Origin of the sequence: Methanolobus sp., assembly GCF_016278385.1 — an archaeon.
Taxonomy (GTDB): domain Archaea; phylum Halobacteriota; class Methanosarcinia; order Methanosarcinales; family Methanosarcinaceae; genus Methanolobus.
The window spans coordinates 1-23,793 of record NZ_JADQBY010000034.1; the positions used below are offsets into that span (position 1 = coordinate 1).

General features: G+C 37.9%; 30 protein-coding genes and 3 pseudogenes. 22 read left to right on the forward strand and 11 right to left on the reverse strand.

Annotated features, from left to right (window positions below):
- The first annotated feature begins 98 nt into the window (after positions 1 to 98).
- Positions 99 to 455, forward strand: coding sequence for a hypothetical protein (locus QZZ23_RS12855; RefSeq protein ID WP_292470843.1), 357 nt, complete (start codon positions 99 to 101; stop codon positions 453 to 455).
- Positions 456 to 669: 214 nt separating this feature from the next.
- Here the strand turns inward: QZZ23_RS12855 and QZZ23_RS12860 are convergent, their stop codons facing one another.
- On the reverse strand, positions 670 to 1,434 hold the full coding sequence (locus tag QZZ23_RS12860) for a winged helix-turn-helix domain-containing protein (RefSeq protein ID WP_292470845.1): 765 nt from the start codon (positions 1,432 to 1,434) through the stop codon (positions 670 to 672).
- A gap of 215 nt (positions 1,435 to 1,649) precedes the next feature.
- Here QZZ23_RS12860 and pncB point away from each other — a divergent pair.
- The 4 genes and pseudogenes from pncB to QZZ23_RS12885 form a co-directional block, all read left to right on the forward strand.
- A pseudogene (gene pncB / locus QZZ23_RS12865) lies at positions 1,650 to 2,888 on the forward strand (nicotinate phosphoribosyltransferase); the annotation flags it as partial.
- A 672-nt stretch (positions 2,889 to 3,560) separates the two neighbouring features.
- Positions 3,561 to 4,638 (forward strand): annotated as a pseudogene (gene hgcA, locus QZZ23_RS12870) (mercury methylation corrinoid protein HgcA).
- 155 nt (positions 4,639 to 4,793) lie between these two features.
- Positions 4,794 to 4,940 carry a hypothetical protein gene (locus QZZ23_RS12880; RefSeq protein WP_292470850.1) on the forward strand — a complete coding sequence of 49 codons (147 nt, stop codon included), beginning with the start codon at positions 4,794 to 4,796 and terminating at the stop codon, positions 4,938 to 4,940.
- A gap of 238 nt (positions 4,941 to 5,178) precedes the next feature.
- Positions 5,179 to 5,385 carry a TRAM domain-containing protein gene (locus tag QZZ23_RS12885; protein WP_292470854.1) on the forward strand — a complete coding sequence of 69 codons (207 nt, stop codon included), beginning with the start codon at positions 5,179 to 5,181 and terminating at the stop codon, positions 5,383 to 5,385.
- A gap of 519 nt (positions 5,386 to 5,904) precedes the next feature.
- On the opposite strand, the gene QZZ23_RS12890 is transcribed toward QZZ23_RS12885, so the two are convergent.
- Positions 5,905 to 6,672: an SDR family NAD(P)-dependent oxidoreductase gene (locus QZZ23_RS12890; protein ID WP_292470901.1), complete on the reverse strand. Its 768-nt coding sequence runs from the start codon at positions 6,670 to 6,672 to the stop codon at positions 5,905 to 5,907.
- A 344-nt stretch (positions 6,673 to 7,016) separates the two neighbouring features.
- On the opposite strand from QZZ23_RS12890, the gene QZZ23_RS12895 reads away from it, so the two are divergent.
- The 3 genes from QZZ23_RS12895 to arsB all read left to right on the forward strand — a co-directional run bounded on the left by QZZ23_RS12895 (position 7,017) and on the right by arsB (position 9,428).
- Entirely contained in the window at positions 7,017 to 7,463 is a 447-nt protein-coding gene (locus QZZ23_RS12895) for an arsenate reductase ArsC (RefSeq protein WP_292470903.1), read from the forward strand.
- A 23-nt stretch (positions 7,464 to 7,486) separates the two neighbouring features.
- Positions 7,487 to 7,999, forward strand: a complete 513-nt coding sequence (locus tag QZZ23_RS12900) for an arsenate reductase ArsC (RefSeq protein ID WP_292470856.1) — start codon at positions 7,487 to 7,489, stop codon at positions 7,997 to 7,999.
- A gap of 250 nt (positions 8,000 to 8,249) precedes the next feature.
- A complete protein-coding gene (gene arsB, locus QZZ23_RS12905) occupies positions 8,250 to 9,428 on the forward strand; it encodes an ACR3 family arsenite efflux transporter (RefSeq protein ID WP_292470858.1) in 1,179 nt (392 codons plus the stop codon).
- A 217-nt stretch (positions 9,429 to 9,645) separates the two neighbouring features.
- Here arsB and QZZ23_RS12910 read toward each other — a convergent pair whose 3' ends face one another.
- Together QZZ23_RS12910 and QZZ23_RS12915 are read right to left on the reverse strand one after the other, a co-directional pair.
- A complete protein-coding gene (locus tag QZZ23_RS12910; RefSeq protein WP_292470860.1) occupies positions 9,646 to 9,975 on the reverse strand; it encodes a YnfA family protein in 330 nt (109 codons plus the stop codon).
- Positions 9,975 to 10,352, reverse strand: coding sequence for a YnfA family protein (locus QZZ23_RS12915; protein ID WP_292470862.1), 378 nt, complete (start codon positions 10,350 to 10,352; stop codon positions 9,975 to 9,977). The genes QZZ23_RS12910 and QZZ23_RS12915 overlap by 1 nt, the downstream gene beginning before the upstream one ends.
- Before the next feature lie 448 nt (positions 10,353 to 10,800).
- Here QZZ23_RS12915 and QZZ23_RS12920 point away from each other — a divergent pair, with 448 nt between their 5' ends.
- The 7 genes from QZZ23_RS12920 (at position 10,801) to QZZ23_RS12950 (ending at position 15,447) form a co-directional block, all read left to right on the forward strand.
- On the forward strand, positions 10,801 to 11,151 hold the full coding sequence (locus QZZ23_RS12920) for a DUF2173 family protein (protein ID WP_292470865.1): 351 nt from the start codon (positions 10,801 to 10,803) through the stop codon (positions 11,149 to 11,151).
- 76 nt (positions 11,152 to 11,227) lie between these two features.
- On the forward strand, positions 11,228 to 11,698 hold the full coding sequence (gene bfr / locus QZZ23_RS12925) for a bacterioferritin (protein WP_292470868.1): 471 nt from the start codon (positions 11,228 to 11,230) through the stop codon (positions 11,696 to 11,698).
- A gap of 610 nt (positions 11,699 to 12,308) precedes the next feature.
- Complete coding sequence (locus tag QZZ23_RS12930) at positions 12,309 to 12,719, forward strand: VOC family protein (RefSeq protein ID WP_292470871.1); 411 nt, start codon at positions 12,309 to 12,311, stop codon at positions 12,717 to 12,719.
- A 404-nt stretch (positions 12,720 to 13,123) separates the two neighbouring features.
- Positions 13,124 to 13,321 (forward strand): hypothetical protein, encoded by a 198-nt coding sequence (locus tag QZZ23_RS12935; RefSeq protein WP_292470873.1) that lies wholly within the window; start codon positions 13,124 to 13,126, stop codon positions 13,319 to 13,321.
- Between the two features lie 6 nt (positions 13,322 to 13,327).
- A complete protein-coding gene (locus QZZ23_RS12940; protein WP_292470875.1) occupies positions 13,328 to 13,762 on the forward strand; it encodes a hypothetical protein in 435 nt (144 codons plus the stop codon).
- The gene (locus tag QZZ23_RS12945) at positions 13,759 to 14,553 is read left to right on the forward strand and encodes a hypothetical protein (protein ID WP_292470877.1); all 795 of its coding nucleotides are present in this window, start codon (positions 13,759 to 13,761) and stop codon (positions 14,551 to 14,553) included. The genes QZZ23_RS12940 and QZZ23_RS12945 overlap by 4 nt, the downstream gene beginning before the upstream one ends.
- A 12-nt stretch (positions 14,554 to 14,565) precedes the next feature.
- Positions 14,566 to 15,447 carry a minor capsid protein gene (locus tag QZZ23_RS12950; protein WP_292470880.1) on the forward strand — a complete coding sequence of 294 codons (882 nt, stop codon included), beginning with the start codon at positions 14,566 to 14,568 and terminating at the stop codon, positions 15,445 to 15,447.
- Positions 15,448 to 15,622: 175 nt separating this feature from the next.
- On the opposite strand, the pseudogene QZZ23_RS12955 reads toward QZZ23_RS12950, so the two are convergent.
- From QZZ23_RS12955 to QZZ23_RS12970, 4 genes and pseudogenes are all read right to left on the reverse strand, one after another.
- Positions 15,623 to 16,647 (reverse strand): annotated as a pseudogene (locus tag QZZ23_RS12955) (IS630 family transposase).
- A 416-nt stretch (positions 16,648 to 17,063) separates the two neighbouring features.
- The gene (locus tag QZZ23_RS12960) at positions 17,064 to 17,213 is read right to left on the reverse strand and encodes a hypothetical protein (protein ID WP_292470883.1); all 150 of its coding nucleotides are present in this window, start codon (positions 17,211 to 17,213) and stop codon (positions 17,064 to 17,066) included.
- A 2-nt stretch (positions 17,214 to 17,215) separates the two neighbouring features.
- On the reverse strand, positions 17,216 to 17,578 hold the full coding sequence (locus tag QZZ23_RS12965) for a DUF488 domain-containing protein (RefSeq protein WP_292470885.1): 363 nt from the start codon (positions 17,576 to 17,578) through the stop codon (positions 17,216 to 17,218).
- Between the two features lie 146 nt (positions 17,579 to 17,724).
- On the reverse strand, positions 17,725 to 18,051 hold the full coding sequence (locus QZZ23_RS12970; RefSeq protein ID WP_292470888.1) for a DUF2769 domain-containing protein: 327 nt from the start codon (positions 18,049 to 18,051) through the stop codon (positions 17,725 to 17,727).
- A 293-nt stretch (positions 18,052 to 18,344) separates the two neighbouring features.
- Here QZZ23_RS12970 and QZZ23_RS12975 point away from each other — a divergent pair, with 293 nt between their 5' ends.
- From QZZ23_RS12975 to QZZ23_RS12985, 3 genes are all read left to right on the forward strand, one after another.
- Positions 18,345 to 18,707 carry a carboxymuconolactone decarboxylase family protein gene (locus tag QZZ23_RS12975; protein ID WP_292470889.1) on the forward strand — a complete coding sequence of 121 codons (363 nt, stop codon included), beginning with the start codon at positions 18,345 to 18,347 and terminating at the stop codon, positions 18,705 to 18,707.
- A gap of 160 nt (positions 18,708 to 18,867) precedes the next feature.
- Positions 18,868 to 19,131, forward strand: a complete 264-nt coding sequence (locus QZZ23_RS12980; RefSeq protein WP_292470890.1) for a hexameric tyrosine-coordinated heme protein — start codon at positions 18,868 to 18,870, stop codon at positions 19,129 to 19,131.
- A gap of 161 nt (positions 19,132 to 19,292) precedes the next feature.
- The gene (locus QZZ23_RS12985) at positions 19,293 to 20,477 is read left to right on the forward strand and encodes an FprA family A-type flavoprotein (protein WP_292470891.1); all 1,185 of its coding nucleotides are present in this window, start codon (positions 19,293 to 19,295) and stop codon (positions 20,475 to 20,477) included.
- 85 nt (positions 20,478 to 20,562) lie between these two features.
- On the opposite strand, the gene QZZ23_RS12990 is transcribed toward QZZ23_RS12985, so the two are convergent.
- From QZZ23_RS12990 to QZZ23_RS13000, 3 genes are all read right to left on the reverse strand, one after another.
- On the reverse strand, positions 20,563 to 20,925 hold the full coding sequence (locus QZZ23_RS12990; protein ID WP_292470893.1) for a DUF488 domain-containing protein: 363 nt from the start codon (positions 20,923 to 20,925) through the stop codon (positions 20,563 to 20,565).
- 195 nt (positions 20,926 to 21,120) lie between these two features.
- Positions 21,121 to 21,351 carry a ferredoxin gene (locus QZZ23_RS12995; RefSeq protein WP_292470894.1) on the reverse strand — a complete coding sequence of 77 codons (231 nt, stop codon included), beginning with the start codon at positions 21,349 to 21,351 and terminating at the stop codon, positions 21,121 to 21,123.
- A 126-nt stretch (positions 21,352 to 21,477) separates the two neighbouring features.
- Positions 21,478 to 21,840 carry a carboxymuconolactone decarboxylase family protein gene (locus QZZ23_RS13000; protein WP_292470896.1) on the reverse strand — a complete coding sequence of 121 codons (363 nt, stop codon included), beginning with the start codon at positions 21,838 to 21,840 and terminating at the stop codon, positions 21,478 to 21,480.
- Positions 21,841 to 22,062: 222 nt separating this feature from the next.
- Here QZZ23_RS13000 and QZZ23_RS13005 point away from each other — a divergent pair, with 222 nt between their 5' ends.
- From QZZ23_RS13005 to QZZ23_RS13020, 4 genes are all read left to right on the forward strand, one after another.
- Positions 22,063 to 22,614: a hemerythrin domain-containing protein gene (locus tag QZZ23_RS13005; protein WP_292470898.1), complete on the forward strand. Its 552-nt coding sequence runs from the start codon at positions 22,063 to 22,065 to the stop codon at positions 22,612 to 22,614.
- Between the two features lie 136 nt (positions 22,615 to 22,750).
- Positions 22,751 to 22,888: a hypothetical protein gene (locus tag QZZ23_RS13010; protein ID WP_292470899.1), complete on the forward strand. Its 138-nt coding sequence runs from the start codon at positions 22,751 to 22,753 to the stop codon at positions 22,886 to 22,888.
- A gap of 48 nt (positions 22,889 to 22,936) precedes the next feature.
- Complete coding sequence (locus QZZ23_RS13015) at positions 22,937 to 23,203, forward strand: hypothetical protein (protein WP_292470900.1); 267 nt, start codon at positions 22,937 to 22,939, stop codon at positions 23,201 to 23,203.
- A gap of 453 nt (positions 23,204 to 23,656) precedes the next feature.
- A partial coding sequence (locus QZZ23_RS13020) for a DUF1699 family protein (RefSeq protein ID WP_292470906.1) occupies positions 23,657 to 23,793 on the forward strand: 137 nt, incomplete at its 3' end.

Here is a 23,793-nt window from a genome sequence, read left to right on the forward strand (position 1 = left end):
CCTTTTTAAATTATTATGTCAAAATAAAATAGGAAGTAGGTTTTCTACAGAGCCAGAATTACAGCATATTAAAAAACAAAACTGATAAAGGTGAGAATATGGCAAGAGAACTTTCCCCCAGAGATATAGAGGTATTGAAAAAAGTAGCTCCGGAATGTGCAGGACTTGAGTGTGCAGGTTCAAAGGCACCTTATAAATCCATACTTCCACCACTTTCCAACCATTTTGCAAAAAGCGAAGAAGACTTCAGGAACCGTATCTCAGCTCTGGATGATGATGATCTGGATTACCTTTTGTCACTTATAAAAACAGGAGAAGAGAGCCTCGGGTGCGTGCCACCCCATTACATGACCGTTTTCCTTGAATTTATCGGTGAGAAAGTCGGTGAGCAAAGTGCCAAAATGATCATGGACATATACATGAAATGGCATGAATGTGAAATCGATTTTTCCTGAACTGGGTGAACAGTTTGAATTGCTGATGTGTAACTTAAAAGATGTCTGAATTCTGAAAAATAGCTGTCTTTCTTCAATTATTGTTTTTTATTAAAGGCGAATTCTGTTACTGATCCAAGCGTTTCCATAGATGAGATTCAGGAAATGAAATGAAGTATCAAACTTACTGGCTTGGTACTTATCTTTCCAAACTAATCAATCACAGTCATAATAACTAGATGTTGCTGAGCTTCTCATATAGCTCAGCCATTCCTTTTAAGGTCAGATGCCCTTTGTTTGTGATCATATAATCTCCTCTCTCTGTCCTTTGAAGAATCATACCTGTATCCAGCAATTTTTGTATATGAAATAGCAGGTTACCACCACGAAGACCTGTTATTTTTGAAAGCTCCGAAAAGCTCCGGGTATCGGAATTAAGTGACCTGAGAATCGCCAGCCTTTGTTTATTGGCAAGAGGTTCACAAACTTCACCGACAATATCGTCTGATATTTCGCTGATATTCATGTTATTTTTGCAGTTCAGGTTTTCCTTAGGGGCTCTAGTGAGTGAGCTTATAAGATTTAGTTGCTTATTGAATACCCGGGATGCAGTATTTACGCAACCGTCGCAATTATCTGTTACTGCAAAACCTTTGAGTTCATCAAACCTTTCCCTGAAATGTACCAAGGCATCTTCTGAAACCCTGTCTTTAAGGAGAAGTAAGGCCATTTCCTGGAGGAGGTTGGAAAATGCAGGTTTGCATATGTCTTTTTTGTCACATTCTGAACAAAAACCGTCTTCAAATGTATCTTTTGTATCCTCTAACATATAATGCAAAACTGGACGCGAAAGATCACCTTTCAGCTCCATGAACATGGCATCAGTCTGGTGATTATTTGAACGTTCAAGTGCTCTGTTAACATCCTTTTTCAGAGAAATGATTTCAGAACGAAGATTTTTAAACTCCTGCAGATATATTGCGTTTTTGTCATCATTCATTATGTCGCTGCTCAAATAGATCATTCCTTTTTTATTGTGTGCTGATCTTTATTGTTAAAAAGGATACTTTAATATTTGTACAGAATTATGACATAAAACTATATTAATCTATACATTCTGATTTATTCATTCATCTTAGACAAGTCCCCGAACACAAGCAAACATGATATATAGATAAAGTCCTACAAATATAGAAGACTGTACAGCAATTATTTCTCAAACATAAAAAAGGAAGAAACAACTTGATTTGCTCAATACTGGATAATGATCTTTACAAACTAACAATGCAGATGGCAGTTCTTGAACTGTTTCCACAAGCAACTGCAGAATATCGCTTTACCAACAGAGGTAAACAGCGTTTTACAGAAGAGTTTGTTGAAGAGCTAAGAAGGATCATTAAAGAAGATATAACAGAACTCCGCCTTACGGAGGACGAATATACATGGCTTAAGGCTGAATGTCCGTATTTTAAGCCCAGTTATATTGAATACCTCAAAAATTACCGTTTTGACTCCTCTGAAGTAACTGTCCGGTTAACAAAAGATGCAGACCTTGATCTTACAATAGAAGGTCCCTGGCATAGCAGTATTCTCTGGGAGATAGTCCTCATGGCCACAATCTCTGAACTTTATTTTGAGATAATCGAAACTGTATGGAAGGATGAGAAGCATGGCAACGAATCCGGCTATAACAATCTCCTGAAGGAATATGAAAAACTCATGATAAGCATTGCTAAAGAACTTGAGCATAACAGTTGTGGTTTTTCGGAATTTGGAACACGTAGGAGAAGAAGTTTTGATATTCAGGATCTTGTAGTTGGAAAGCTACACAAATGCAAGACATTTTCTGGTACAAGCAATGTGTACCTTGCTAAAAAATACGGCGTGAGACCAACAGGTACTATAGGTCATGAATGGATCATGGGTAATTCAGCACTCGTGGGACTGCGTAATGCTAATCTTTTTGCACTGGAAAACTGGACAAGTGTTTACAAAGGCAATCTTGGAATTGCACTTTCCGATACATTTGGTTCGGAACCTTTTTTCAGAAATTTTAACCTGAAACTTTCAAAGTTATATGATGGTGTACGCCATGATAGCGGTGAACCCCTGAAGTTTGCAGACAGGGTCGTACAGCATTATAAAAAAATGGGAATCAATCCCTTGACAAAGGTTATTATTTTTAGTGATTCACTTTCTGCTGCTGATGCCATTCATATCAAAAAACAATGTGAGGGCCGCATAAACTGTATTTTTGGAATTGGTACAAATCTTACTAATAACCATGCTTTTTTTATGTCCAGCCCTCCTCTTAACATGGTAATAAAACTTCACAGCATAGATGACATACCGGTGGTCAAGCTGAGTGATGATGAAGGAAAAGAAACCGGAGATAAGGATGCTATCCGGGTAGCAAACTATATTTTTGGCAGGAAAGGTCTTGATGATTTATAAACAATCATCAAATTATGTGAGTTACCTGTGACATTAAACTAAGTAGTATCATCAAAAACAGGTACAATAGAATTAATACGAATCCTTTTTTTATTTCTATATAGGTGATGTACTTCATGATATATCTACATTCATCTATTGAGGTTTGTATTATTTAAACTTTGTGAATTAATCACGTATTGAGTATTAATATTTTTAATTAAAACTATATTTTGTATGCAGTAATGATCATAAAACGATATCAAGACCAATAATGCACAACAGAAATACAAAACAACAAATAGAAATAGAATAATCCTTTAAAGACAATAACCCCGCTAACAAACATGATAATCGGGATCCTCCCATACTCTTCTTTCGTTTTTAAGGGCAAAATGCAGAGGCAGATAATGTCTTTGCGGGAAAGACAGTGTCTGAGGGGATGATTAATGAAACCAGAATCTCTACATTTCACACCTTTTTCGTTTTTCCGTTTTTAGCGTGCTTGTTAAGCAAACAATAGTACTTTTAGATACTATATAAATATATCTACCATTCAATATATCATCATTATGATGAACAAATACTAAAAATATTCAACATGCAGTACAAAAGTAATACTTTGTTATAGATCAAAAGAACAATAATCAATTGATGCAAGAAGCATAATCGAAGTAAACAAGATAAGATCACATGAGTAATGGTAAAAATAATGACTCTTTAAGTTCATGTGCAACAAAATCTGATACAAACTCATTTATCAGCCTGATAAACCTGACTCAAAATAATACCCTACCTGAAATCCGTACGACTTCCAGCACACTTACTTTTAGCGATCGGATCGATCACTGTATGACACGTTGGGGTATAAATCAAATGGAGCATATTGTAAAACCCGGCCTTTACAAACGGGGAAATCCTGATACTGATTCCATGGTTTTTGTATCGGCAAATTATACACTTAGTTTTGATGTGCTCCACTCATCACTTGAGGGGATTAACTGCTATATTCTGGTTCTGGATACAAATGGAATTAATGTGTGGTGTGCTGCCGGTAAAGGCACATTTGGAACTGACGAACTCGTACACCGTGTTAAATGGTCAGGACTTTCTGGCATTGTCAATCATCGTACCCTCATATTACCACAACTTGGTGCACCGGGAATCTCTGCACATGAAGTTAAGCGCCGGTCCGGTTTCAAAATAGAATATGGCCCAGTCCGTGCCAGAGACCTTCCTGAATATCTTAAAACACATAAAGCAACACCTGAAATGCGCATGGTTGAATTTTCATTAAAAGACAGGATAGTACTCACACCTGTCGAATTTACTCATGTAGCATTACCAACTCTTATTGCTACCATCATCCTTTATTTCCTTGCAGGTTCCCTTGTGGCACTTACTGCAATTACCATGGCACTGACCGGACTGTGATTTTTCCTTCCCTTCTTCCCCTCATTCCTGCAAAGGATTTCAGTACAAAAGGAACGATATTAAAAGGAATTGCCACTATGCTTTTGCAATTGCATAGGTAACAAATTCCCTAATGTCTCTATGAGTCAGTTTATTTGCATCATTGGTCATGTTTATGATAATGCCTGCATCCATATCGTATTTGGCCCTTTATTTCACGGACTGCACAACATTAACTTCGAGGAACGGTGTTAAAAAAGAAATCTATCTATATGTGCCACTAATGGCAATGATTGCAGGAAGTGGAATTCTGCTCCTTATCATCCTGGAAATGATGCTTTTTATGGAAGTGATCTGATGTTTAATTCATATATAGAGAATACACTTCAATATTATCCTGAAAAATGTATTAACTGCCTGATGTGTACACAGGTCTGCCACCATGGTATTTTTACTGAAGGAAAGGAATCATGTTGAACTTATACAAGCAGCTGCTTGCATGGAATGTGGAGCATGTGCCTAAATTGTCCAGTTCAGGCAATTGAAGTGCAGAGTGGCTTTGGGTGTGCATGGGCAATGATCGGTGCAGCCCCCAGGGGAAAGTACATGGACAGTGGAGAATGTAGTTATTGTGGAGATACTGGTTCCTGCTGCAAATAATAGTTTTAATAAAAAACGTATGGGGTATAACTATTCTCACAAAAAAAGCAAAAGCAAGCAGCACCATGCGTAATCCTTTTATACAAATAAACCTATGAAGAAGTGCTTTAAAATAGGATTGTTTTGCTAAACGTATAGGCATCAAATGGCATTTACTTATATTGTAGATTTCTATTTTGCATTATGTTTTCAGCTTACTCAGATATTTTAGGCCAAATAAAGAAGGACGTGAATTTATATGTTTAACAGAGAAGAATCAACAGCACCAGTAGAGACCGGTGAGACATACGAAGTAACAATTGAAGACATTGCAAGAGAAGGCGATGGAATTGCAAGAGTAAGCGGTTTTGTAATCTTCGTACCAGGAACCTCCGTAGGTGACGAAGTTACCATCAAAGTTACAAAAGTTCTGAGAAAGTTCGCATTCGGTGAAGTTGCAGAATAAAATCAATATTCTTTTTAAAAGAAGTGTCATCAATGATACTTTAACTTTTTTTGAATTTGCTTTAGTAAGCCTTTTAGATAAGGCATTGTTTCCAACCTTGTATTTCTTCATGCTTAACGCTAGGTCAGAGAAAGATAAGAAAAGGTAGTAAATTAATTAACTGAACAAAAATAGATACTGGAAAAGATGAATAATACAATTCTCCTTTTGGCCTTAAGCGGTTGTTTTTTTTTATCTGGAAGAAATACAATATTTTCTGAACTCATAGTAAATGATGATAAGTAAGTTCTTCTCTTCTGGAAAGTGTATTAAACTTATATAGAACCGCTGATTGCAAAAGCCCATCGACCGCAGTACTTCACCGGGTGATGAAGGAGCAGGATTGTAACAAGAGTCAGGCGGTAGACTTCATTGCAGAGTACTATTCGAAAATGCAGAACAATCTCAGAGAGAGGCAGGTGGAAGAGACCGCGGAGCTTGTGATTGAGAAGCTTAAGCTGAAAAAGTTGGTATGGGGGTTCAAATATGTCTCAAGTTTGACAAGGCTTGTACTTCCATTCCTTCCTTAGCTTTGACGGATACTTCCAAACCTATTATTGAGCTGTATATCCTCCATCTATGCAGTGAACACTGCCCGTGATAAACGTTGCTCGCTCGCTCGCTAAGCAGATATGCAACCAAGTCGGCTAATTCTTCTCTTGTAGCAAGACGTTTCATGGGGTGCGCAGCTGCCATATAATCCAAAGCTTCTTTTCCAGAATCTAAAATTCTTGGAGTTGCAACATAACCGGGGGCAATTGCACAAACTCGAATATTGGATTCTGCCAATTCCAAAGCTGCAGAACGAGTTAACCTAATTATACCGTGCTTTGCTGTTGTATAAGCTGCCATGCCAGCCAAGCCTACAAGTCCATTGGCAGATGACATGTTCACAATAGCGCCAGAGCCATTCTTAAGCATTGCTGGTATTTCGTATTTCATGCAATAGAAAACACCAGTCAAATCGGTTTCTATAACATCTCGCCATATTTCGATATCAACATCTTGAAGTGGAGTGTTTGCTGGTCCTGTAATTCCAGCGTTGTTTACAGCAATATCAATCTTTCCGAATCTTTTTATTATAGAGCTTATTGCCGTCTGAATAAGGTGTGGATCTCGAACATCAGCTTCTATGGGAAACGTGTGTTTTCCGGATGGGTCAATTCTTTTACAGATATCATAAAGTGGTGCGATTCGGCGACTAACAAGAGCAACAGAAGCTCCTCCTGCACAGAGCCGCTCAGCAATAGATTCACCATTACCAGTTCCAGCCCGGTTACAATAGCAACTTTTCTTTCAAACTCGTTTTCTATTACCTTAAATGTTTGGTTCATGCGATAATCCTCGTTCAGGATTGCATTTGAAGTAATAAATATCTAATTAAAGCGGAGTGAATGTGACAAAACCTTATAATTATTTAGGTACTTCAGAGCTTGTGATTGAGAAATTGAAGCTAAAAAGCTGGTTTAATGGATTGAGCCAATGCCTGATTCTTTGACAAGTAATAATTATCATTTCAGACTTTTTTGTGTATATTACTATAGAAACTAAATAGATTAATTTTATTTGTTTTTATTTATAATTAAAACAGAATACCACCGAATGATAATAAAACAAAAGTAGTCTTTATTTGTGTGCATAACAATGGGAGAAGTCAGATAGCTGAAGAGTATTTGAAAATGTTTGCAGGAAATAGATTTGAAGTTGAAGGTGCTGGATTAAACCCCACTAATCTTCACCCTTTAGTTCAAAGGGCCATGGAAAAAGATGAATTTGATCTTAGTAAGAAAAAGACTCAATCTGCATGGGACCTCTTCAAAGAAGGAAAACTCTACAAATATGTGATTACTGTTTGTCACAGAGCAAATGAAAAAGGATCTCCTTTGTTTCCCAAACCGTATACACAATTAAACTGGCCATTCCCTGATCCTGAATCCTTTGAAGGCACTGAAGAGGAAAAACTGCAACAGACAAGGATTCTAAGGGATTCAATAAAATCACGGGTGGAACAGTTCATCGAAGATACAAAAAGTGCTTGAAACTCATATTTAAATACAACAGGATGTGTGATGTTGTCATGCTTAATGGCAGCGAGGTAACAAAAAGTATGAGATTACAGCAAAAGAAGAAGGTCCTATTTCTGTGCTATCATAATTCAGCCAGATCACAGATGGCTGAAGGTCTGCTGAGAAATATGTATGGAGACAGATATGAAGTTTACAGCGCAGGCATTGAGGCTACGGTCGTTGATTATCGGGCTATCCAGGTCATGAAGGAGATCGGCATCGATATTTCAGGCCAGCATTCTAAAGTCTCACAGGAATTTCAGAATATGGTCTTTGATATTGCGGTCACGGTCTGTGACAGGGCCAGACAGAATTGTCCAATATGCAGTACACCTCTGGAACTTCCCGATGAACAACCAAGACCTTCCGAACAACCGCAGGCAAAAGAAGTTATCCACAAAAATTTTAAAGATCCGGCCGATGCTGTTGGATCTGAGGAAGAGCAACTTGAAGTTTTTAGGTATGTAAGAGATGAGATCAAAGAATGGATCTCTCTCGCTCTAGGTTGATGTTCTTATACTATGAAATTGGACAAAAATAGCAGCTATAGAACATATTTGATGTATGAATTATCTACTTATTGAATAATCCTCCTTTTCTTGGCATCTTGCACAAACTTTATCTTTCTAATACTCAATATTTCAAATATATATGAAACACATACTAACTTTGATTCAGTTAATCGTATGCCGATTATCTAGATAAATTAATAGTTATCAGTATTGTATAATCACAAAAAAGAATGAATGGGGGAAATCTATGGCTAAAGCATGCATAACCAAAGAGCCACAAGGTCTTGCTTTCTTTGAAAAATACCTTCCAGTATGGGTAATTCTCTGTATCATTGCAGGAATACTTCTTGGTAAGTTTGCACCGGATATGGCTCTTTATCTCGACAGTCTTTCAATATATGTGGATGGAGCTCCTGTTGTTTCAATTCCAATAGCTATTGCTCTATTCTTTATGATGTATCCTATTATGGTGAAGATCGATTTTGGGGAAGTGCTCAAAGCTGGACAGAATATAAAACCGGTTGGTCTTACACTGTTCATCAACTGGGCAATCAAACCGTTCACAATGTACCTGATATCCTTTTTTTTCCTGGGTACGGTCTTTATAGGCTTCATCGGTCCCGAAGCAACAGACCTTGTAAAGATGCCTTTTGGACTTGACCTTCCGGTAGGTGCTACCTATGGTGAAGGTACTATTGTTATGGAGAATGGTATTAAGATGCTGGAGATACCTCTTTGGAGAAGCTACCTTGCAGGCTGCATCCTGCTGGGAATTGCCCCATGTACCGCTATGGTACTTGTGTGGGGGTATCTGGCCCGCGGGAATGACTGCCACACGCTTGTGATGGTTGCGATTAATTCCCTGACCATGCTTTTCCTCTACGGTCCCCTCGGCGGTTTTCTGCTTGGTGTAGGAAAACTTCCTGTTCCATGGCAGGCTTTGGCCCTGTCGATCGGCACATACGTGGCACTCCCACTGGTTGCAGGTTATATTTCCAGGAAACTGATCATTCATACCAAGGGAAAGGAGTGGTTCAATACTAAATTCGTCCACCTTCTTACACCGATAACGATAACAGCTCTGCTTGCCACGCTGATTCTGCTCTTCAGTTTCAAGGGAGAGACAATTCTGTCACAACCACTTACGATCCTATGGATCGCAGTGCCACTTTTCATACAGACAGTGTTCATATTTTTACTTGGATATGTCCTAGCCAAGTTCCTGAAACTGACCTATGAAGATGCAACACCCTCCGCAATGATTGGGGCATCAAATCACTTCGAAGTTGCTATAGCCACAGCAACGATTCTTTTTGGCATATCTTCAGGAGCAGCGCTGGCAACGGTTGTGGGTGTACTCATCGAGGTACCTGTGATGCTTATGCTGGTGAGATTCTGTTTGAGGACCAAGGGATGGTTTAGTTGACCATTCCTTTTAGATATTTGAGATATATAGAAAACAATGATATCCAAGGTTTTTTCGTTTTCCGAGAAAAGATTATAACCTACTGTTTTTATTGCGGAGTATTATTCGAAGATACAAAATGATCTAGAGGAGAAGCAGGTGGAAGAGACAGCGGAGCTGGCGATTGAGAAATTGAAGCCAAAAAATTGGTTTAACAGGTTTGAGCTAACGGCTTCACTCACCTTGGTATGTAGAACATAACAAAGACCCCCACAAGAGCTATCAATGCTCCGATTATTTCGTACCTGTCAGGATTCTTTTTGTCGACTACAAATCCCCAGATAAGGGATGAAACGATAAATATCCCTCCGTAAGCTGCATACACCCTTCCGAAATGCGCAGGTTGAAGGGTAGGAATGATCCCGTAGATAGCAAGTACAACTCCTCCAAGAAGCCCAACACCCAATCCCTTGTTCTCACGTAGCCATAACCAGACAAGGTATCCTCCACAAATTTCGAACAATGCTGCCAGAAAGAAGAGTGTCATGGATATCGCAATATCAACCATCAGTTCTCACCTTTCCTAGGCCAGTAGTATATGATTGCAACTCCAACAAGTATTATTGATGCACCAATCAAATCATAGTTATCAGGTACCGTACCATCAAAAGCCCAGCCCCATGCAAGAGACATGACCACGAAAATACCTCCGTATGTTGCATATATTCGGTGGAAATATGATGGCTGAAAAGTTGGAACTATACCATACAAAAACAGGACTACTGCTCCCAAGATCGCAAAAGTAATTTCTTTGTTTTCACGCAGCCACAGCCATACAAGATATCCTCCGCCAATTTCAAAGATTCCTGCAAGAATAAAGAGAAAAATAGTATACAAAATGCATCTCGTTTTTGATATGCATTTAGGATCGTTTTCAAGATTCATATTTAATTTGGAGTTAATCACACTTATAAACATAGCGCCATTTTGAAAAGAAACCATTGAAAAGGTCGGTGGATGAAAGAATAAGAATGTAATATGAGCCAGGTGTAGGCTTTATTGAGAAGTATTGTTCTAGAATGCAGATTTCAGGTATCAGCAGATGGAAAAGACAGCGGAAGTGGTGATAGAGGAACTGAAAAAGTCAGTGTAGATTTCGGATAGGGTTTTTGCACTTTGATGATGGGATATAGTTAATATTCAAAAATAGTACCCTTTGGAGCTTTATCTGATAACTTACTATCCATAAATTTCTATCATTTTTTAACGTGTGCATAAGTGTATTTTTCATAGTTTCGGCAAGTAGAATATGTAACTAAATCTTTATATACAGAAAAATTCCTTTTTAAATTGGGGAAATATGAATCCTCACTATTTGATAAGGGGTTATGATATGAAAGGAAAAGAGTGTAATTTATCGTTAGATGAACTTCTATATCTTGAAGGTGTAGCCGCAGCTGGAATTTTCAGTCATGAAGGCAAACTTGTGGAGTATAGCTCCAAGATGGGTATGCCTGAGGAAATGGCAGAGATGACGGCTAAGTTTTGCGGAACCGTAAACATGATGTTTGATTCTCTGGCCAGTGCATATACAAAGCTTTATCAGATGAACTGGTTACCACAACACAGTTGGATGTATAATGGTGGTGATTGGATCATTGTTATCTCAGGCACAAGGGGTGTTTTTGCTGAAAGTTCTGAGGCAGATCTAGAAAAATTATTAAAGGCTCTAAACGTTTGTTAATATTTTGAATTAAAGGAGAAATATAAACGAATTTTAAGGATAACCTTAAAGCAGCATTTACAGAGGAGGAATCTGTTTGAAAGGGAATGAAGAAATTATTGAGCACTTGAACACTCGTTTAGCTGAGGAACTGACCGCTATTAATCAGTACTTTGTACATGGTGAGATGTGTGAGGACTGGAATTATTCACGTCTCCATGAGGAGATAGAGAAGAGATCTATCGAGGAAATGAAGCATGCAGAGATGCTGATTCAGCGTATCCTCTTTCTTGAAGGAAAGCCCATAGTAAGTAATCTGAACGAGATACGCATTGGAAGTGAAGTTGAAAAGATGCATATCAACGACCAGTGGTCGGAAGAAGGTGCGATCAAGGGCTACAACGAAAGCATTAAACTTGCTGCGGAATTAGGAGACAACAACACAAAAGTGCTTCTTGAATCTATCCTTAAGGATGAGGAAGACCATATAGACTGGATCGAGGCTCAGCTGGAAGAGATCGAACAGATGGGCGTCCAGAATTATCTGGCACAGCAGATTAGGGAATAAGGGATAACACCATCCCAATTCTTTTTTAAGTTATCGAATGAATTTGCTTCTTATTTTTATTTTGTTTGATTCTTATTTTTACAATTAATGAGGTATAATAAATTATTATACTTTTTGGATTATTCGGGCTATAAATCATGATTTTGATGATTTTTCTACAGAGCTAATTTTACAAAAATAAAAAAGATATTGAGCATAAAATTAAGTGCCGAATTCGTATTTTTAATCATGTTACTTAAAGAGAATTTAGATGATATTCCCCCACATATCCAACTTTCCCCCAGCATGAAGAAGAATGCTGAAGATAATAAACCATTCAAACTCAATGTTATGTCATGAAGAGATTGGAGTCTTCCTCTTGATCCTTGGTATGCTGTTAAGCTTAAATATCATCTTTGCGAAATAAATAATGGCAGATTTTGGATATTTCCTTAAAAGGTGAGATGTTCAGATTTGAATGCGCAAAAGCTGGGTTGCAAAAATATCCTTATGGGAGCATATAGTATTCTACGCCTGAAAATGAATGACCGTATTTAACGGGCGGTAGATTCAGATAATATGTTATGGACAAATGACCTAGCAGCCAGGATCAAAAAGGGAGATGGTAAATATGAACAGAATAGTGCACTTTGAGATACAGGCAGATGACCCTGAAAGGACTGCAAAGTTCTATGGGGAATCATTTGGCTGGGACATGGAAGAGTGGGTAATACCAGGGATTAAAGTAGAAGATGAGAATCGATATTGGCTTGTGACCACAGGACCGGATTCAGAGCCGGGAATCAATGGAGGCATGGCATTTCGCCGGGGTCCGGCACCCACCGAGGGACAACCTGTTAATTCATATGTTTGTACTATCGGTGTTGAAAACCTGGATGAATCAGCTGACAAAGTGCTCAAGGCCGGTGGGAGCATCACAGTTCCCAAGATGGCAATAACCGGTGTGGGCTGGCTGGCTTACTGTAAGGACACAGAGGGCAATATCTTTGGCATAATGCAGGATGATGAGACTGCACAGTAACCGGTACATAAACAGCAAAACAGACGGTGACTGAGAACCCTAAAATGCATAATTTAGTGTAGAGTGTTTGGATAAGATGCTTCGTGCTTTTTTATTTAACACTCACCCCACATATACAATTTTTCCCTTACGTGTGGTGCTTTGTTTGTTGTTGCCCCCAATTTTTCAGAACTTGTAGAAAGTAATAATCAATAATTTATTCTCGTGGAAGTGTATTAATCTTATATAGTTGCAGCATTCTGATTTCAGTGCATGAGTGATACCTGTTCTACATGCACATTTTTCAAACCAACGACAATTACATATGGTTTTTGCAGACGTGAGTCTCCAGTTCCGAAGGTTGGTTTTCCGATAGTTCCCTCCGATGAGTGGTGTGGCCAACATGAGCCCAGGAGCAGTAAACCATGATAGAATCATATGCAACTGAAGCAGTTACTTTCCTGATAAGAATTAGTGCAGGCATAGTCATAAGGGCAAAGCTCTGGTGGAAGAACAAGACCGCAGAAGAGCAGAAATCCTTTGTCTACGAAGTTCTACAGTCACTAGAAGATGGTAAGATTACCACTGCAGAAGCAAAGGCTCTGATCAAGAACCATCTATGAGGTATCATGGTCCGCCTAAATGCCACAATCAGCAATCCAAATGTCAAACCTGTTACTTTGATGGCATCTGCAGGTGTAAAAAGAACAGATACATCTACCAAGTTTGGAGGATACCAGAACTTTGACACTGATAACCGGTTCAAGTACTATCAGCAGCTTTCAACCTGCACTCCACATGTTTCCACGTCTCTGAACAAGCTGGCACTTTCCCTGGTAAAAGGAATGCAGTTCGATGGAACCGGTTCTAAGATCGTTAAAGAATTCGAACGATGGTCCACTAAGGTCAACTTCCTTGAGCAGGTGCAGACACTTGCCAGGCTCCTTTGCAGGGACGGAACATATGTGGCACTACCAACCGGAAATGCAGATAACTTTTCTCTGATACCGCTGCTCATGCAGACACAACGATTCTCCCGGAAGATTTTACCGCAGGCGAAATGAATCCGAAGGAGATTCTCACTCCTCCAACTGGGTCCATTGTTATCAATGAAAGTGACAAAGCCAAAAGAAAGGTCTTGAAGATCAGTGATGTGGTTTGTGGATCCTATAATGCATGGGATACTGTTCAGAAGGACCCTCTCAAGCGAGATACATACGGCATTTATGGTGCTTCCATGATGGAGCCCATTGAGCTCAGTATCCGGAACTTGCTGAACATCAACCACGGGTACGTTTCATTTGTTAAGAAATACGGTAATGGTAGGTATCTTATCGACTTCAAGCTCTTGGAGAAACTGGTTGAGCAGGAGATCGTCAGCATAGAGGATGCTCAGAAGGTCATAGATGCTTGGCTTGATGAACACAAGTACCTCTCGGAGAACGAGGATATCGCTGCAGTGGGCCTGGATGTTGTTCCTGTTGATGTAAAAGGCTCCTTGGACGTCATGTCATTCAAGAAATCTCTGGAAACAGATATCCAGATAGGTTTGCTACAATCCCCTCTCAGCATGGGGGACACGAAAGGATCTACTTATGCTGCTGGATATGTGTCAGAAGAGGACCGTATGGTTGTCTTGGAAAGACTGCAGCATATTGTCCGAAACATCGCCAACAGTGCCATCAATATACGTCTTCGGCTCATGAACAAGACGGAAGATTCTGTATGGATAGAGTTTGAAGAACTGAGCCGAACGCAGCTGGAATCCCGCGATGTGATAGAATGGTACAATAGCGGAGTCCTCACGAAAGAACAACTTCTACAATGGGGCGGATTCCCTGTGGAAGGAGAATGAGCAGGTGACATGATGTCACTCCTGAAATCTCCTGAATTGATCCGGGTCGAGAATAAACTGATCTTGCTTTTAAATAGCACCATGGAGAGAGCATTCAGAGTAAGGACTATGGACTATGAACGAGAGCTTGTCCACAATATTCGTCGAGAATTCGAGTCCAAGACCTATGTGAAACAACTGGATAATATCATCACCGAGATTATCAAACAATCGTTGCTGTATGCTGACAATCAACTGAAGCATGTATCTGCAGCTGCAATTGAAGATTCTTATGTATTGACAGAAGAAGCTGTGAGGATATCCACGGACCTGGCAGATAATGTTGTGAAATCTATCGTTTTGATGCTCAAAGATGAAGCAATCTATACTACACACCCCAACCAGCTAGCCAAAATAATAAAAGATCTCTGGGAAGGAGAACGATACAAGGCAGTAAGATTTGCCAGGACTTTCACTGCAGATGTTGCCACCAACACAACTGTTTACAGGTATCGCCAACGTGGAATTGAATATGTTGAATTTGATGCTGAAATTGATGACAGAACAAGTGATAAGTGCAGAGCCTTGCACTCAACGATATTCTCAACAGTATCTGATTCTTTAGATCAGTACAGACCTCCATTGCATCATAATTGCCGATCGAGCCTAAAACCCGTTCCAGTTACGCGAAAAATTAATCCTGGTAAAATGTTTGAGAATCGAGATTTTCTTTACCAGATGAACCAGAAAGGTATGTTTCTCAAGGATCTGGCCGATGAGAAGATTGTGGAGAAAACCTTCGAGAACATCGAAAGGTTCAATGAAAAATATCGAATATCTAAGTTTATCTTGGATAAGGATATTGAAAAAAGACTAATAATGGAGAATGGCTTGAAAATACTCAAGTCATTTTAAAAAAACCACATAAAAAATTACTAAAAAATGGACTCTATTTTTAATTTAAATAAAAATAACATAATAACTGAACTTCATATGACATCTATAATAATCTTTTTAAGCTCACAGAACTTCATATGAAAATTCAAGAAACCATTAAACAGCACTATATATCATTGCATAACTATATTTATTAACTCAATTTTTGTAACTTATTTCCCAGGAACTTTTGTATCCATTTTTTTGCGAAGCCAAGTTCTGATGAACATTTCATGAATTCTGTTGCAATCACATCTCTCATATGCTCAACATCATGTACAAAGTTGCAGGAAATTACTCTTTTCACACTTTTCCAAATGAATTCGATTGGATTCAAGTCTGGAGAATAGGGTGGCAAATAAACCAATTCGATATTATTCTCCATAGCAAATTTTAATGTGTCCTTTGCTTTATGAGATCTGACGTTATCAAGAACGATAACAATTTTTCTTCCATTATTACTATCTTTGATTGTTGATAAAAAATCACACACATGTTCTTTGGTAGAACGTTCTTTAAAATCAATAACAGAGTTACCATTCAATGCATAAAATCCAAAAGAATTTGCTCTTAACTTACTTGTGTTTTTATTATAACAGGTTTATCAAAAGACCACAAACGAACTGTATTCGCTGTTGTCTGTGGAGATGATTCATCAAGAAAACCGATTACATTGTCATTGTTCAGTTCGGGTATGTTTTTTTAAACGGTTATCTGCCTTTTTTGGTTTTCTGTGGTCATGAGCATACGGTTTGGCATGACGCATGTCAAATTTTTTTAAGATAATTATTATTTGTTTTTGTTTAATAGTATAGGTCACATCAAATTAATCATAAATGAGCTCTTAAACCTCTCTTGTTGACCAATCATCTCTTTTATGTAATACCTGTTTCAAAATTTCCTTTTGTTCATCGGAAAGTTTGGAAGGACGTCCTCCTGAAATTTCGGTATCAATCCATCGTACCCCTCCTTATTTCAACGATCTTGCCATTGATAAGCTACAGGTATTGATATTCCTGCAGCTTTAGATGCTTCTGCAACAGAAGCACTTTCATAGCCATATCTGACAAAATACAAATGTTGTAAAACTCTTGTATTTTTCTCCAAAAACTTGATTTTTTTAAGTAAATCTCCTGATGAAAGATGATGTTCGATTGAGATTTGTTCTGTGTTAGTCATAAAATAGAATTAGAGTTCTTAAATACTAAATATTTGGGCTCTGTAGAAATCCTCTGAATTATGGGGCAAACAACAATGCACAATTAATTGAAATGTATTAGCTGATACTGACATAATTTGTTAAATTGAGTCAACAAATGCTGATTTCGATAGGTTTTCTACAGAGCCAATATTTGGTTAATAACTATAGAGGATTTCGATAAACCTCCGATTTTTACTAATGGCTTATATACTTCTTATATACTAATGCCCAGATTTCAGGGTTTATCGAAATCCTCTATAATTTGAGACTCACCATACAAACCTTTTGAGTTTGTCTAATTAGGAAAGGAGTTTTTGGAGTTTTGAGACCTTTATCAGTTATGCTTTTAATTTTCGTAAAAAGAACTCTTCTTCTTTAGTATGGTGGCATCTGTCTACAAGAACAACCATAAATTCATGTAACTTTTTAATATGTCCATGGTCGATGTTTTCCCTAGAATCAAGTAATTCGCGACCTTGCCAAGTACACCCAGTATTGTGCCTATTGCATTGTGTTCCTGTCTCAGGTCATCGCTAGGCAGCATGTTTAGTCATTCCCTTTGTTTTTTATGTATTCCATCAGAACAACTGCATTATTATATTTCTCATCTTTTGCTGCATAGAGTAGGGTAACATCATTATCTTCTGCCCTTTCAATGACCTGATCTACATATTCTGTCTTTTGGTCCAGTTCTTTCAAATAGTGTTCTTTGAATCCTTCCAACTTACCGGGATCATGGGAGAACCATTTTCTAAGGTCATCGCTTGGAGCCACTTCCTTTAACCACATGTCAAGTTCTGCCTTATCCTTACTAATTCCCCTTGGCCAGAGTTTGTCCACCAGTATCCTGATACCATCCTCTCGTGACGGTTTGTCATAAATTCTTTTTAGCCGGATTATTGTTTTCACCCTAATTAAGCAACTACAGTTTATCTTGTTGTCTCCTTAACTATCAATGTTTTGGAGAAAATAGGCAGAAAAAAGAAATGATCTTTAAATAAATAAAGATCCAGTTGAAACAATAGCTTCATATGTTGTTTTCACAGAATAATGAATTATTCTGCACGACCTTTCTTACAGAAATACATGGATGGTTTTGAACTTTCCAGATCATATTCTTTCCAGACATCACATGTATTGCAAATGCATTTTTTGTCAGGATCAAGGTCCTGGCAAGTTGCTTTACTTGTGGAACAATACATTCCTGGAACATCTCCAACGGCTGGAACGTCTTTTCCAGACAGATTGGCCATCATTTTTTTTGAACTTTCAAGCTTATCCTGTGCGCATTTACTATCTGCCTGAACAGGGCATACTGAACACATGCATCTTTCAATATTTTTTTCCACATAAGGCACTTTTAAGTTTTCATCTTTATTCATTTAGCTACTCCCCTATTATTAATAACATTTCAATAGACCCCAGATTCTAAGCAGTTGCTTATAATAAGAAACTGCTATAATATTCCCGATTTTTAGAGATATTTCGGGATTTTTTGAAATGCCCACAAATAAACATGGTAACTTAAGTATAAAATAATATGCTAAGCTAATTGTTCAGATCCCGGTTATCAAACTTCGTAAAAATAATCAATTTCTAATTTACAAGTACTTGTAAAACAATATAAATACCATACAAGCAGATGTTAATTGTAAATTAAGTGGGAGTTGAAAATATGACTGAACATAAAGAACTTGAACACAAAGAATTACTTGACAGTATGAGCGATAAACTAGGGTTCACTCCGCATATCCTTGAGATAGTAGGAGATATTGATTCTAAGTTTCTTAAGAAATATAACCTTTGCAACCACAGACTGTTGTCAGACGGTGCTTTACCTGCAAAGACAAAAATACTGATGGCTCTGGCAGTGGTAGCATCCAAGCAATGCGAAAGGTGCACAGTCGTCCAGATGCAGAGTGCAATCAATAACGGTGCTACCAAAGAAGAGATCATGGAAGCAATGGATGTAATTTTCATAACTTCCGGTGCACCTGCTGTTGCAGCCTGCAGGGATGCATTGACACAGTTAAGATAAATATAAATTATTATCCGATAATCATGGATACTATCAAGTGTTCTACCTAAAACATTGTCATTAAGGTCAGAAGCACTTATCTGCGGAAAACGAGTATACATCTATATATTCCATTTAAATATAACATGCATTTAAATATTAATGAACAAGGGGGAGTCCTATGAATCGTTTACCAGATTCAGAGTTAATTATGATACCAGGAGGCACATTGATTACTGATAGTCCTGAAAAAGGACGCGAGTTAGCTATGTTAATAGCTCGTCACACCATCCATAACATTCAACCAGATCTTGATGTCTTAAAAGAAGGGCGGAAGATTTATTCTATAGATCCTGCTAGTCTTATTGCAGCAAGCCAAGTTGTAGCGATTGAATTTCAAACAATAGCTGCAGCTAATAATTATTGGAGAAGAGATAAAAAATAAAATTATAAATCCATAACTGATACCCTTATTATAGTTAATAATCAATTGTTTGAAACTTATGATATTAACATTACTGTCAATAAGATATGGTTTCAAAATTCATTAATTATAAACCAATGGTGTTTAACTATAATGAGTGAAAATCTCAAAAGGTGATCAATATGAACAAGTATGCTTTACCCGAATTATCTGATAATGTGTTCTGGGTTGGGATAAAGGATTGGAACAGACGTCTTTTTGATTCTCTAATTCCTCTTCCCCAAGGAACAAGCTATAATGCCTATCTAGTCAAAGGAACTCAAAAGACTGCACTCATTGATTCTGTAAATCCCGGTTTTGAAAAGGAATTGAAGGAAAAGATAGAACAATTAAGTGAGCTTGATGATATTGACTATGTGGTCATGAACCACGCAGAGCCTGATCATTCTGCCTCTATAAAGTACATTATGGATCTGGCGCCTCGCTCAGTGTTTGTTGCAACTGAAAAAGGCGCAAAGATGGCAGCTCTCTACTTTAATATTCCACAGGAGCGGATGCTTATCGTCAAGGACGGCGATGTTCTTAATCTGGGCGACAAGACACTCCGGTTTGTGGAAGCCCCGTGGCTGCACTGGCCGGAAACCATGTTTACGTTCCTTGTTGAAGACAGGATCCTATTTACATGTGACTTCTTTGGTGCACACACAGCCTTCGGTTTTTATGATGATGAGGTAGATGACATTATTTCTCTTGCAAAGAGGTATTTCGGTGAAATAATGATGCCTTTCAGGAAGCTGGCTAAAAAGGGACTTGAAAAGGCAAAAGAGCTCGATCCTCTGATAGTCGCTCCGAGCCATGGGCCAATGTACAGGAATCCCGACAGAATATTCAAGGCACATGAAGCATGGACATCAGGAGAAACTAAGGAAAAAGTAATTGTTCTGTACGTAACTATGTGGAATTCTACAGAAAACATGGTGAAGGCAATGATTGAAACGCTTCTGTCAGAAGGTATTGAGGTATGTGTCTATAATCTGACAAATGCAGATCTTGGTGATATAGCCAAGGACCTTGTTGATTCCCGTGCTATTGTTCTTGGAACACCCACCGTACTTGGTGGAATGCACCCATTTGCAATATATGCATCCAATGTTTTCAAGATACTGCGTCCTCCTACAAAATATGCGGTTGCTCTTAGCTCATATGGATGGGGTGGTGGTGCAATTAACCAGCTTCAAAAGATTCTTGATCCTTCTAGTATGGAAATTGTAGGTGCTCTGGAGGTTAACGGGCCTGGCAGGGAAGACGATTTCAATAAAGTAAGAGAATTGGGTATGGAGCTTGCAGCAAAGATAAAAGGGGAATAAGTAAAGGAGTAACAATTAAGTTAAAAATAATAGCATATCGATTGTAGGATTGCTGTTATTTTTTTATTTTTATTTGCATGATAGACTATTCAAATGGTTTGTTCAGTCTTTCCTCTAGATATTCTTTCAGGACAACGGCATTATTGAACTTATTATCCTTTGCAGAATACAATAGAGTGATGTCACTTTCTTTTGCGATGTCCTGAATTTTCTGAACATGCTCAATATTTACATCTAACTCTTCTTTGTATCGTTTTTTAAAATCATCCCATTTTTCATGGTCATGGGAGAACCATTTCCTAAGCTCTCCCGTCGGAGCTATCTCCTTTAACCATAGGTCGATCATAGCATCACTTTTGCGAAGCCCTCGTGGCCAGAGCCTGTCTACAAGTACCCGTATTCCATTCTGATCGGACAACTGGTCATAAGCTCTTTTTAATCTGATCAATTGTTAATCTTCCTATTTACTGCAATATCATAGTATGATTTTATTTTTTGATTTCAGCAAAAAGAGTTAATATCCAAGATATGTTTGTATATTTTGGATATTCGTGCAATCATATATGTTTGGTTTTTTCTATTAAGTCTGATTTTGACTCTATACTCAAATAATATATTGGGTTGTGATGGGATTTTTCAAATATCAACCATCGTTTCCAATAGCCTCTACGGGACATTCATCCAGTGCACTCTCACAAGCATGTTTCTCATTTTCATTTTCCGGTTGCTTGAATACATAGGCCGTGTTATCATCATCCCTCATTTTGAAATTATCAGGTGCGCTGCTCACACAGAGCCCGCAGCCTATACAGTCATCGTCAACATAATAATCGCCATCAACGTTCTCGTCTAACTTATTTTCCTTCATTGCCATTGTATTTTCCCCACATTTGAACTATGTTTCTTCTTATATCCCAAGCTACTATAGTAGTCCTAAGTTCCGTGCACTGAGATTATATACTGTCCCAACAACTGGTGATTATATAAAATCGATCCAGTCTCATTTTAGCTGTTTTAGTGCATCTCTACAGGCAGCCACTGCTGGTGCACCGGAAGTTATGAAAATTACATCCATTGCTTCCATGATCTCTTCCTTGGTAGTGCCGTTATTGATTGCACTGTGCATCTGGACGACTGTGCATCTTTCGCACTGCTTGGATGCTACCACTGCCAGAGCCATCAGTATCTTTGTCTTTGCAGGTAAAGCACCGTCTGACAACAGTCTATGGTTGCAAAGGTTATATTTATTCAGAAATTTAGAATCAATATCTCCCACAATTTCAAGTATTTGCGGAGTGAACCCTAGTTTATCACTCATACTATTCAGTAATTCTTTGTGTTCAAGCTCTTTATATTCAGACATTTTATCCCCACAATTACCTTATAGCAATTTATGCTGATTTGATATTTAGTTATTTTGTTGTGTAATGCATATAGAAAAAGATTAAGTAAGGTGTTATCATTGGTTTACAGGGATTTAACTGGGAGTACATTAAAGAAAAATTCAATGTGAACGTATTGAGATTTGTATGTATGGCCAGTAAATACTATGTAGAGTTTCCTAAAAAGATAAAGGGTGCATTAAATGAAACCAACAGATGATTTAAAAGAAGAACATAATGCTGTCAAATTAATGTTGAATATAATGGATGGAATCTGCATAGACATTGAATCAGGAAAAGAAGTTAAACAAGACCATCTTAAGGATATTGTTGAATTCTTGAAAGTATTTGTTGACAAATGCCATCACACAAAAGAAGAGGAGTACTTTTTCCCCGCAATGAAAAAAGAAAATATTCCTGGTTTACAGGATGTAATAGATTCACTTATGGAAGAACATGAACATGGAAGAAGAAATGTCAGAAAGATAAACAAAGCGATTTCTGGAAATATGAACTCTGACGATTTATCAACAATAGTCAATAATTCAAGAGATTATGTTGAACTTATGACTCATCACATCAACAAAGAGGAAAACATGCTTTTCCCAATTGCAGATGAACATCTTGTTCAGAGGGATCAGGATAATATGTTGAAATTATTTGAGTTCGTTGAAATCGAAAAAGTAGGAGAAGGCAAACATGAAGAGTTCCACAAGTTTCTCCATAGTCTTAAAGATCTTTATGTAAGATCTTAATTCATCTATGCTCAAACATATCTACTCCTTTTTCAACCCCTATACTCTTGTTCAACTGGAGAATATTTTCTTAATTATTTGTTAGTTTTTATTTGTATAATCTTTTTATACCCGTTGTATTTGTACTTTAAGGCCGATGGCTATCATTATTGAAGGTACTGCATTTCCACTCGGCGAGGTAAACAAAAACGGATGGGGCATTCCATTTACGGGAACAGAGAATGTCATCTCTTCTCTCAAAGGTTCTGTGCTGCTGATACTTTCAGAATGCTGAAGAGCTTTTTGGTAGGGGCCATTTCGTACAGATGAATTATGTATTGACTTGCTGAAATACCCTATCGAGGGTATTGTAGAGAAGGCAGGTCAGGGTAGAAAGAAAAGCGTTCTTTTGCCAGGTGAGTTCAGCATAAAAGTATTCAGGCTGAGCACATACGATAATATCGATAGCAAGAGCCACATAAGCTTATATGCAATGTCGCTGGAATATTTAATAACACTAACAAGGGAGCTTATGCTATGCAAACAAGACTTCGAGACTTCAAAGATATTATTGACCGTAATTATAAAAATAGCCCTGAAGAACAAGTGACACTGAAGTTTGCTCAAAAATAGTCACTTTCCACACCCTGCTGCCCTGTAGAAGCCCAACGAAGGGTTGAAAGTTTCAGACATGCAACACATCAAACCAACAAAGAAAGCCCTACATAAAGGGCTCCTGAGACTCTGAGCATATCTGACAGATCCTTAAGCTAAGTAACCTTGAACCGAAACAATATTGAAAGTTCAAGCTACGTTTCTTTGTTGAATATTATTATGAACTTATTTAGGATGATTTGAATTACACCTATCATATAATTGAGGGGCAGGTGTAACAAAAAATACTTTCTGTTATATGGAATACGTACAATTTTATGAAGTTATTGAAGAAACTCATCGAGTAGCAAATCGATCAAGATAAATAATGTATATGCAGGTATTCTTTAATAATTTAAAAACATCTCAATAGAAAATTTATTGTCAATCATATATATTGGTGAAAAACATGAAAATAAGAATTGTAAGTTCAAAAGAAGAAATTGCTAGCCTTACTGATAAAGAGGAAATGATACACCTTGCATTCAGATCTTCAAATACAGATATCTTATCCCTTGTAACAAAGTCCCCTAATGTTAAAGCTCT

Excerpts from the sequence above, each read along its gene's own strand:
- QZZ23_RS12855 (WP_292470843.1), top strand. The coding sequence starts at position 99 with ATGGCAAGAGAACTTTCCCCCAGAGATATAGAGGTATTGAAAAAAGTA.
- QZZ23_RS12860 (WP_292470845.1), bottom strand. The coding sequence starts at position 1,434 with ATGAATGATGACAAAAACGCAATATATCTGCAGGAGTTTAAAAATCTT.
- QZZ23_RS12880 (WP_292470850.1), top strand. The coding sequence starts at position 4,794 with ATGTGCCTAAATTGTCCAGTTCAGGCAATTGAAGTGCAGAGTGGCTTT.
- QZZ23_RS12885 (WP_292470854.1), top strand. The coding sequence starts at position 5,179 with ATGTTTAACAGAGAAGAATCAACAGCACCAGTAGAGACCGGTGAGACA.
- QZZ23_RS12900 (WP_292470856.1), top strand. The coding sequence starts at position 7,487 with ATGTGTGATGTTGTCATGCTTAATGGCAGCGAGGTAACAAAAAGTATG.
- arsB (WP_292470858.1), top strand. The coding sequence starts at position 8,250 with ATGGCTAAAGCATGCATAACCAAAGAGCCACAAGGTCTTGCTTTCTTT.
- QZZ23_RS12910 (WP_292470860.1), bottom strand. The coding sequence starts at position 9,975 with ATGGTTGATATTGCGATATCCATGACACTCTTCTTTCTGGCAGCATTG.
- QZZ23_RS12915 (WP_292470862.1), bottom strand. The coding sequence starts at position 10,352 with ATGAATCTTGAAAACGATCCTAAATGCATATCAAAAACGAGATGCATT.
- QZZ23_RS12920 (WP_292470865.1), top strand. The coding sequence starts at position 10,801 with ATGAAAGGAAAAGAGTGTAATTTATCGTTAGATGAACTTCTATATCTT.
- QZZ23_RS12930 (WP_292470871.1), top strand. The coding sequence starts at position 12,309 with ATGAACAGAATAGTGCACTTTGAGATACAGGCAGATGACCCTGAAAGG.
- QZZ23_RS12935 (WP_292470873.1), top strand. The coding sequence starts at position 13,124 with ATGATAGAATCATATGCAACTGAAGCAGTTACTTTCCTGATAAGAATT.
- QZZ23_RS12940 (WP_292470875.1), top strand. The coding sequence starts at position 13,328 with ATGGTCCGCCTAAATGCCACAATCAGCAATCCAAATGTCAAACCTGTT.
- QZZ23_RS12945 (WP_292470877.1), top strand. The coding sequence starts at position 13,759 with ATGAATCCGAAGGAGATTCTCACTCCTCCAACTGGGTCCATTGTTATC.
- QZZ23_RS12950 (WP_292470880.1), top strand. The coding sequence starts at position 14,566 with ATGTCACTCCTGAAATCTCCTGAATTGATCCGGGTCGAGAATAAACTG.
- QZZ23_RS12960 (WP_292470883.1), bottom strand. The coding sequence starts at position 17,213 with ATGCTGCCTAGCGATGACCTGAGACAGGAACACAATGCAATAGGCACA.
- QZZ23_RS12970 (WP_292470888.1), bottom strand. The coding sequence starts at position 18,051 with ATGAATAAAGATGAAAACTTAAAAGTGCCTTATGTGGAAAAAAATATT.
- QZZ23_RS12975 (WP_292470889.1), top strand. The coding sequence starts at position 18,345 with ATGACTGAACATAAAGAACTTGAACACAAAGAATTACTTGACAGTATG.
- QZZ23_RS12980 (WP_292470890.1), top strand. The coding sequence starts at position 18,868 with ATGAATCGTTTACCAGATTCAGAGTTAATTATGATACCAGGAGGCACA.
- QZZ23_RS12985 (WP_292470891.1), top strand. The coding sequence starts at position 19,293 with ATGAACAAGTATGCTTTACCCGAATTATCTGATAATGTGTTCTGGGTT.
- QZZ23_RS12995 (WP_292470894.1), bottom strand. The coding sequence starts at position 21,351 with ATGGCAATGAAGGAAAATAAGTTAGACGAGAACGTTGATGGCGATTAT.
- QZZ23_RS13000 (WP_292470896.1), bottom strand. The coding sequence starts at position 21,840 with ATGTCTGAATATAAAGAGCTTGAACACAAAGAATTACTGAATAGTATG.
- QZZ23_RS13005 (WP_292470898.1), top strand. The coding sequence starts at position 22,063 with ATGAAACCAACAGATGATTTAAAAGAAGAACATAATGCTGTCAAATTA.
- QZZ23_RS13010 (WP_292470899.1), top strand. The coding sequence starts at position 22,751 with ATGGCTATCATTATTGAAGGTACTGCATTTCCACTCGGCGAGGTAAAC.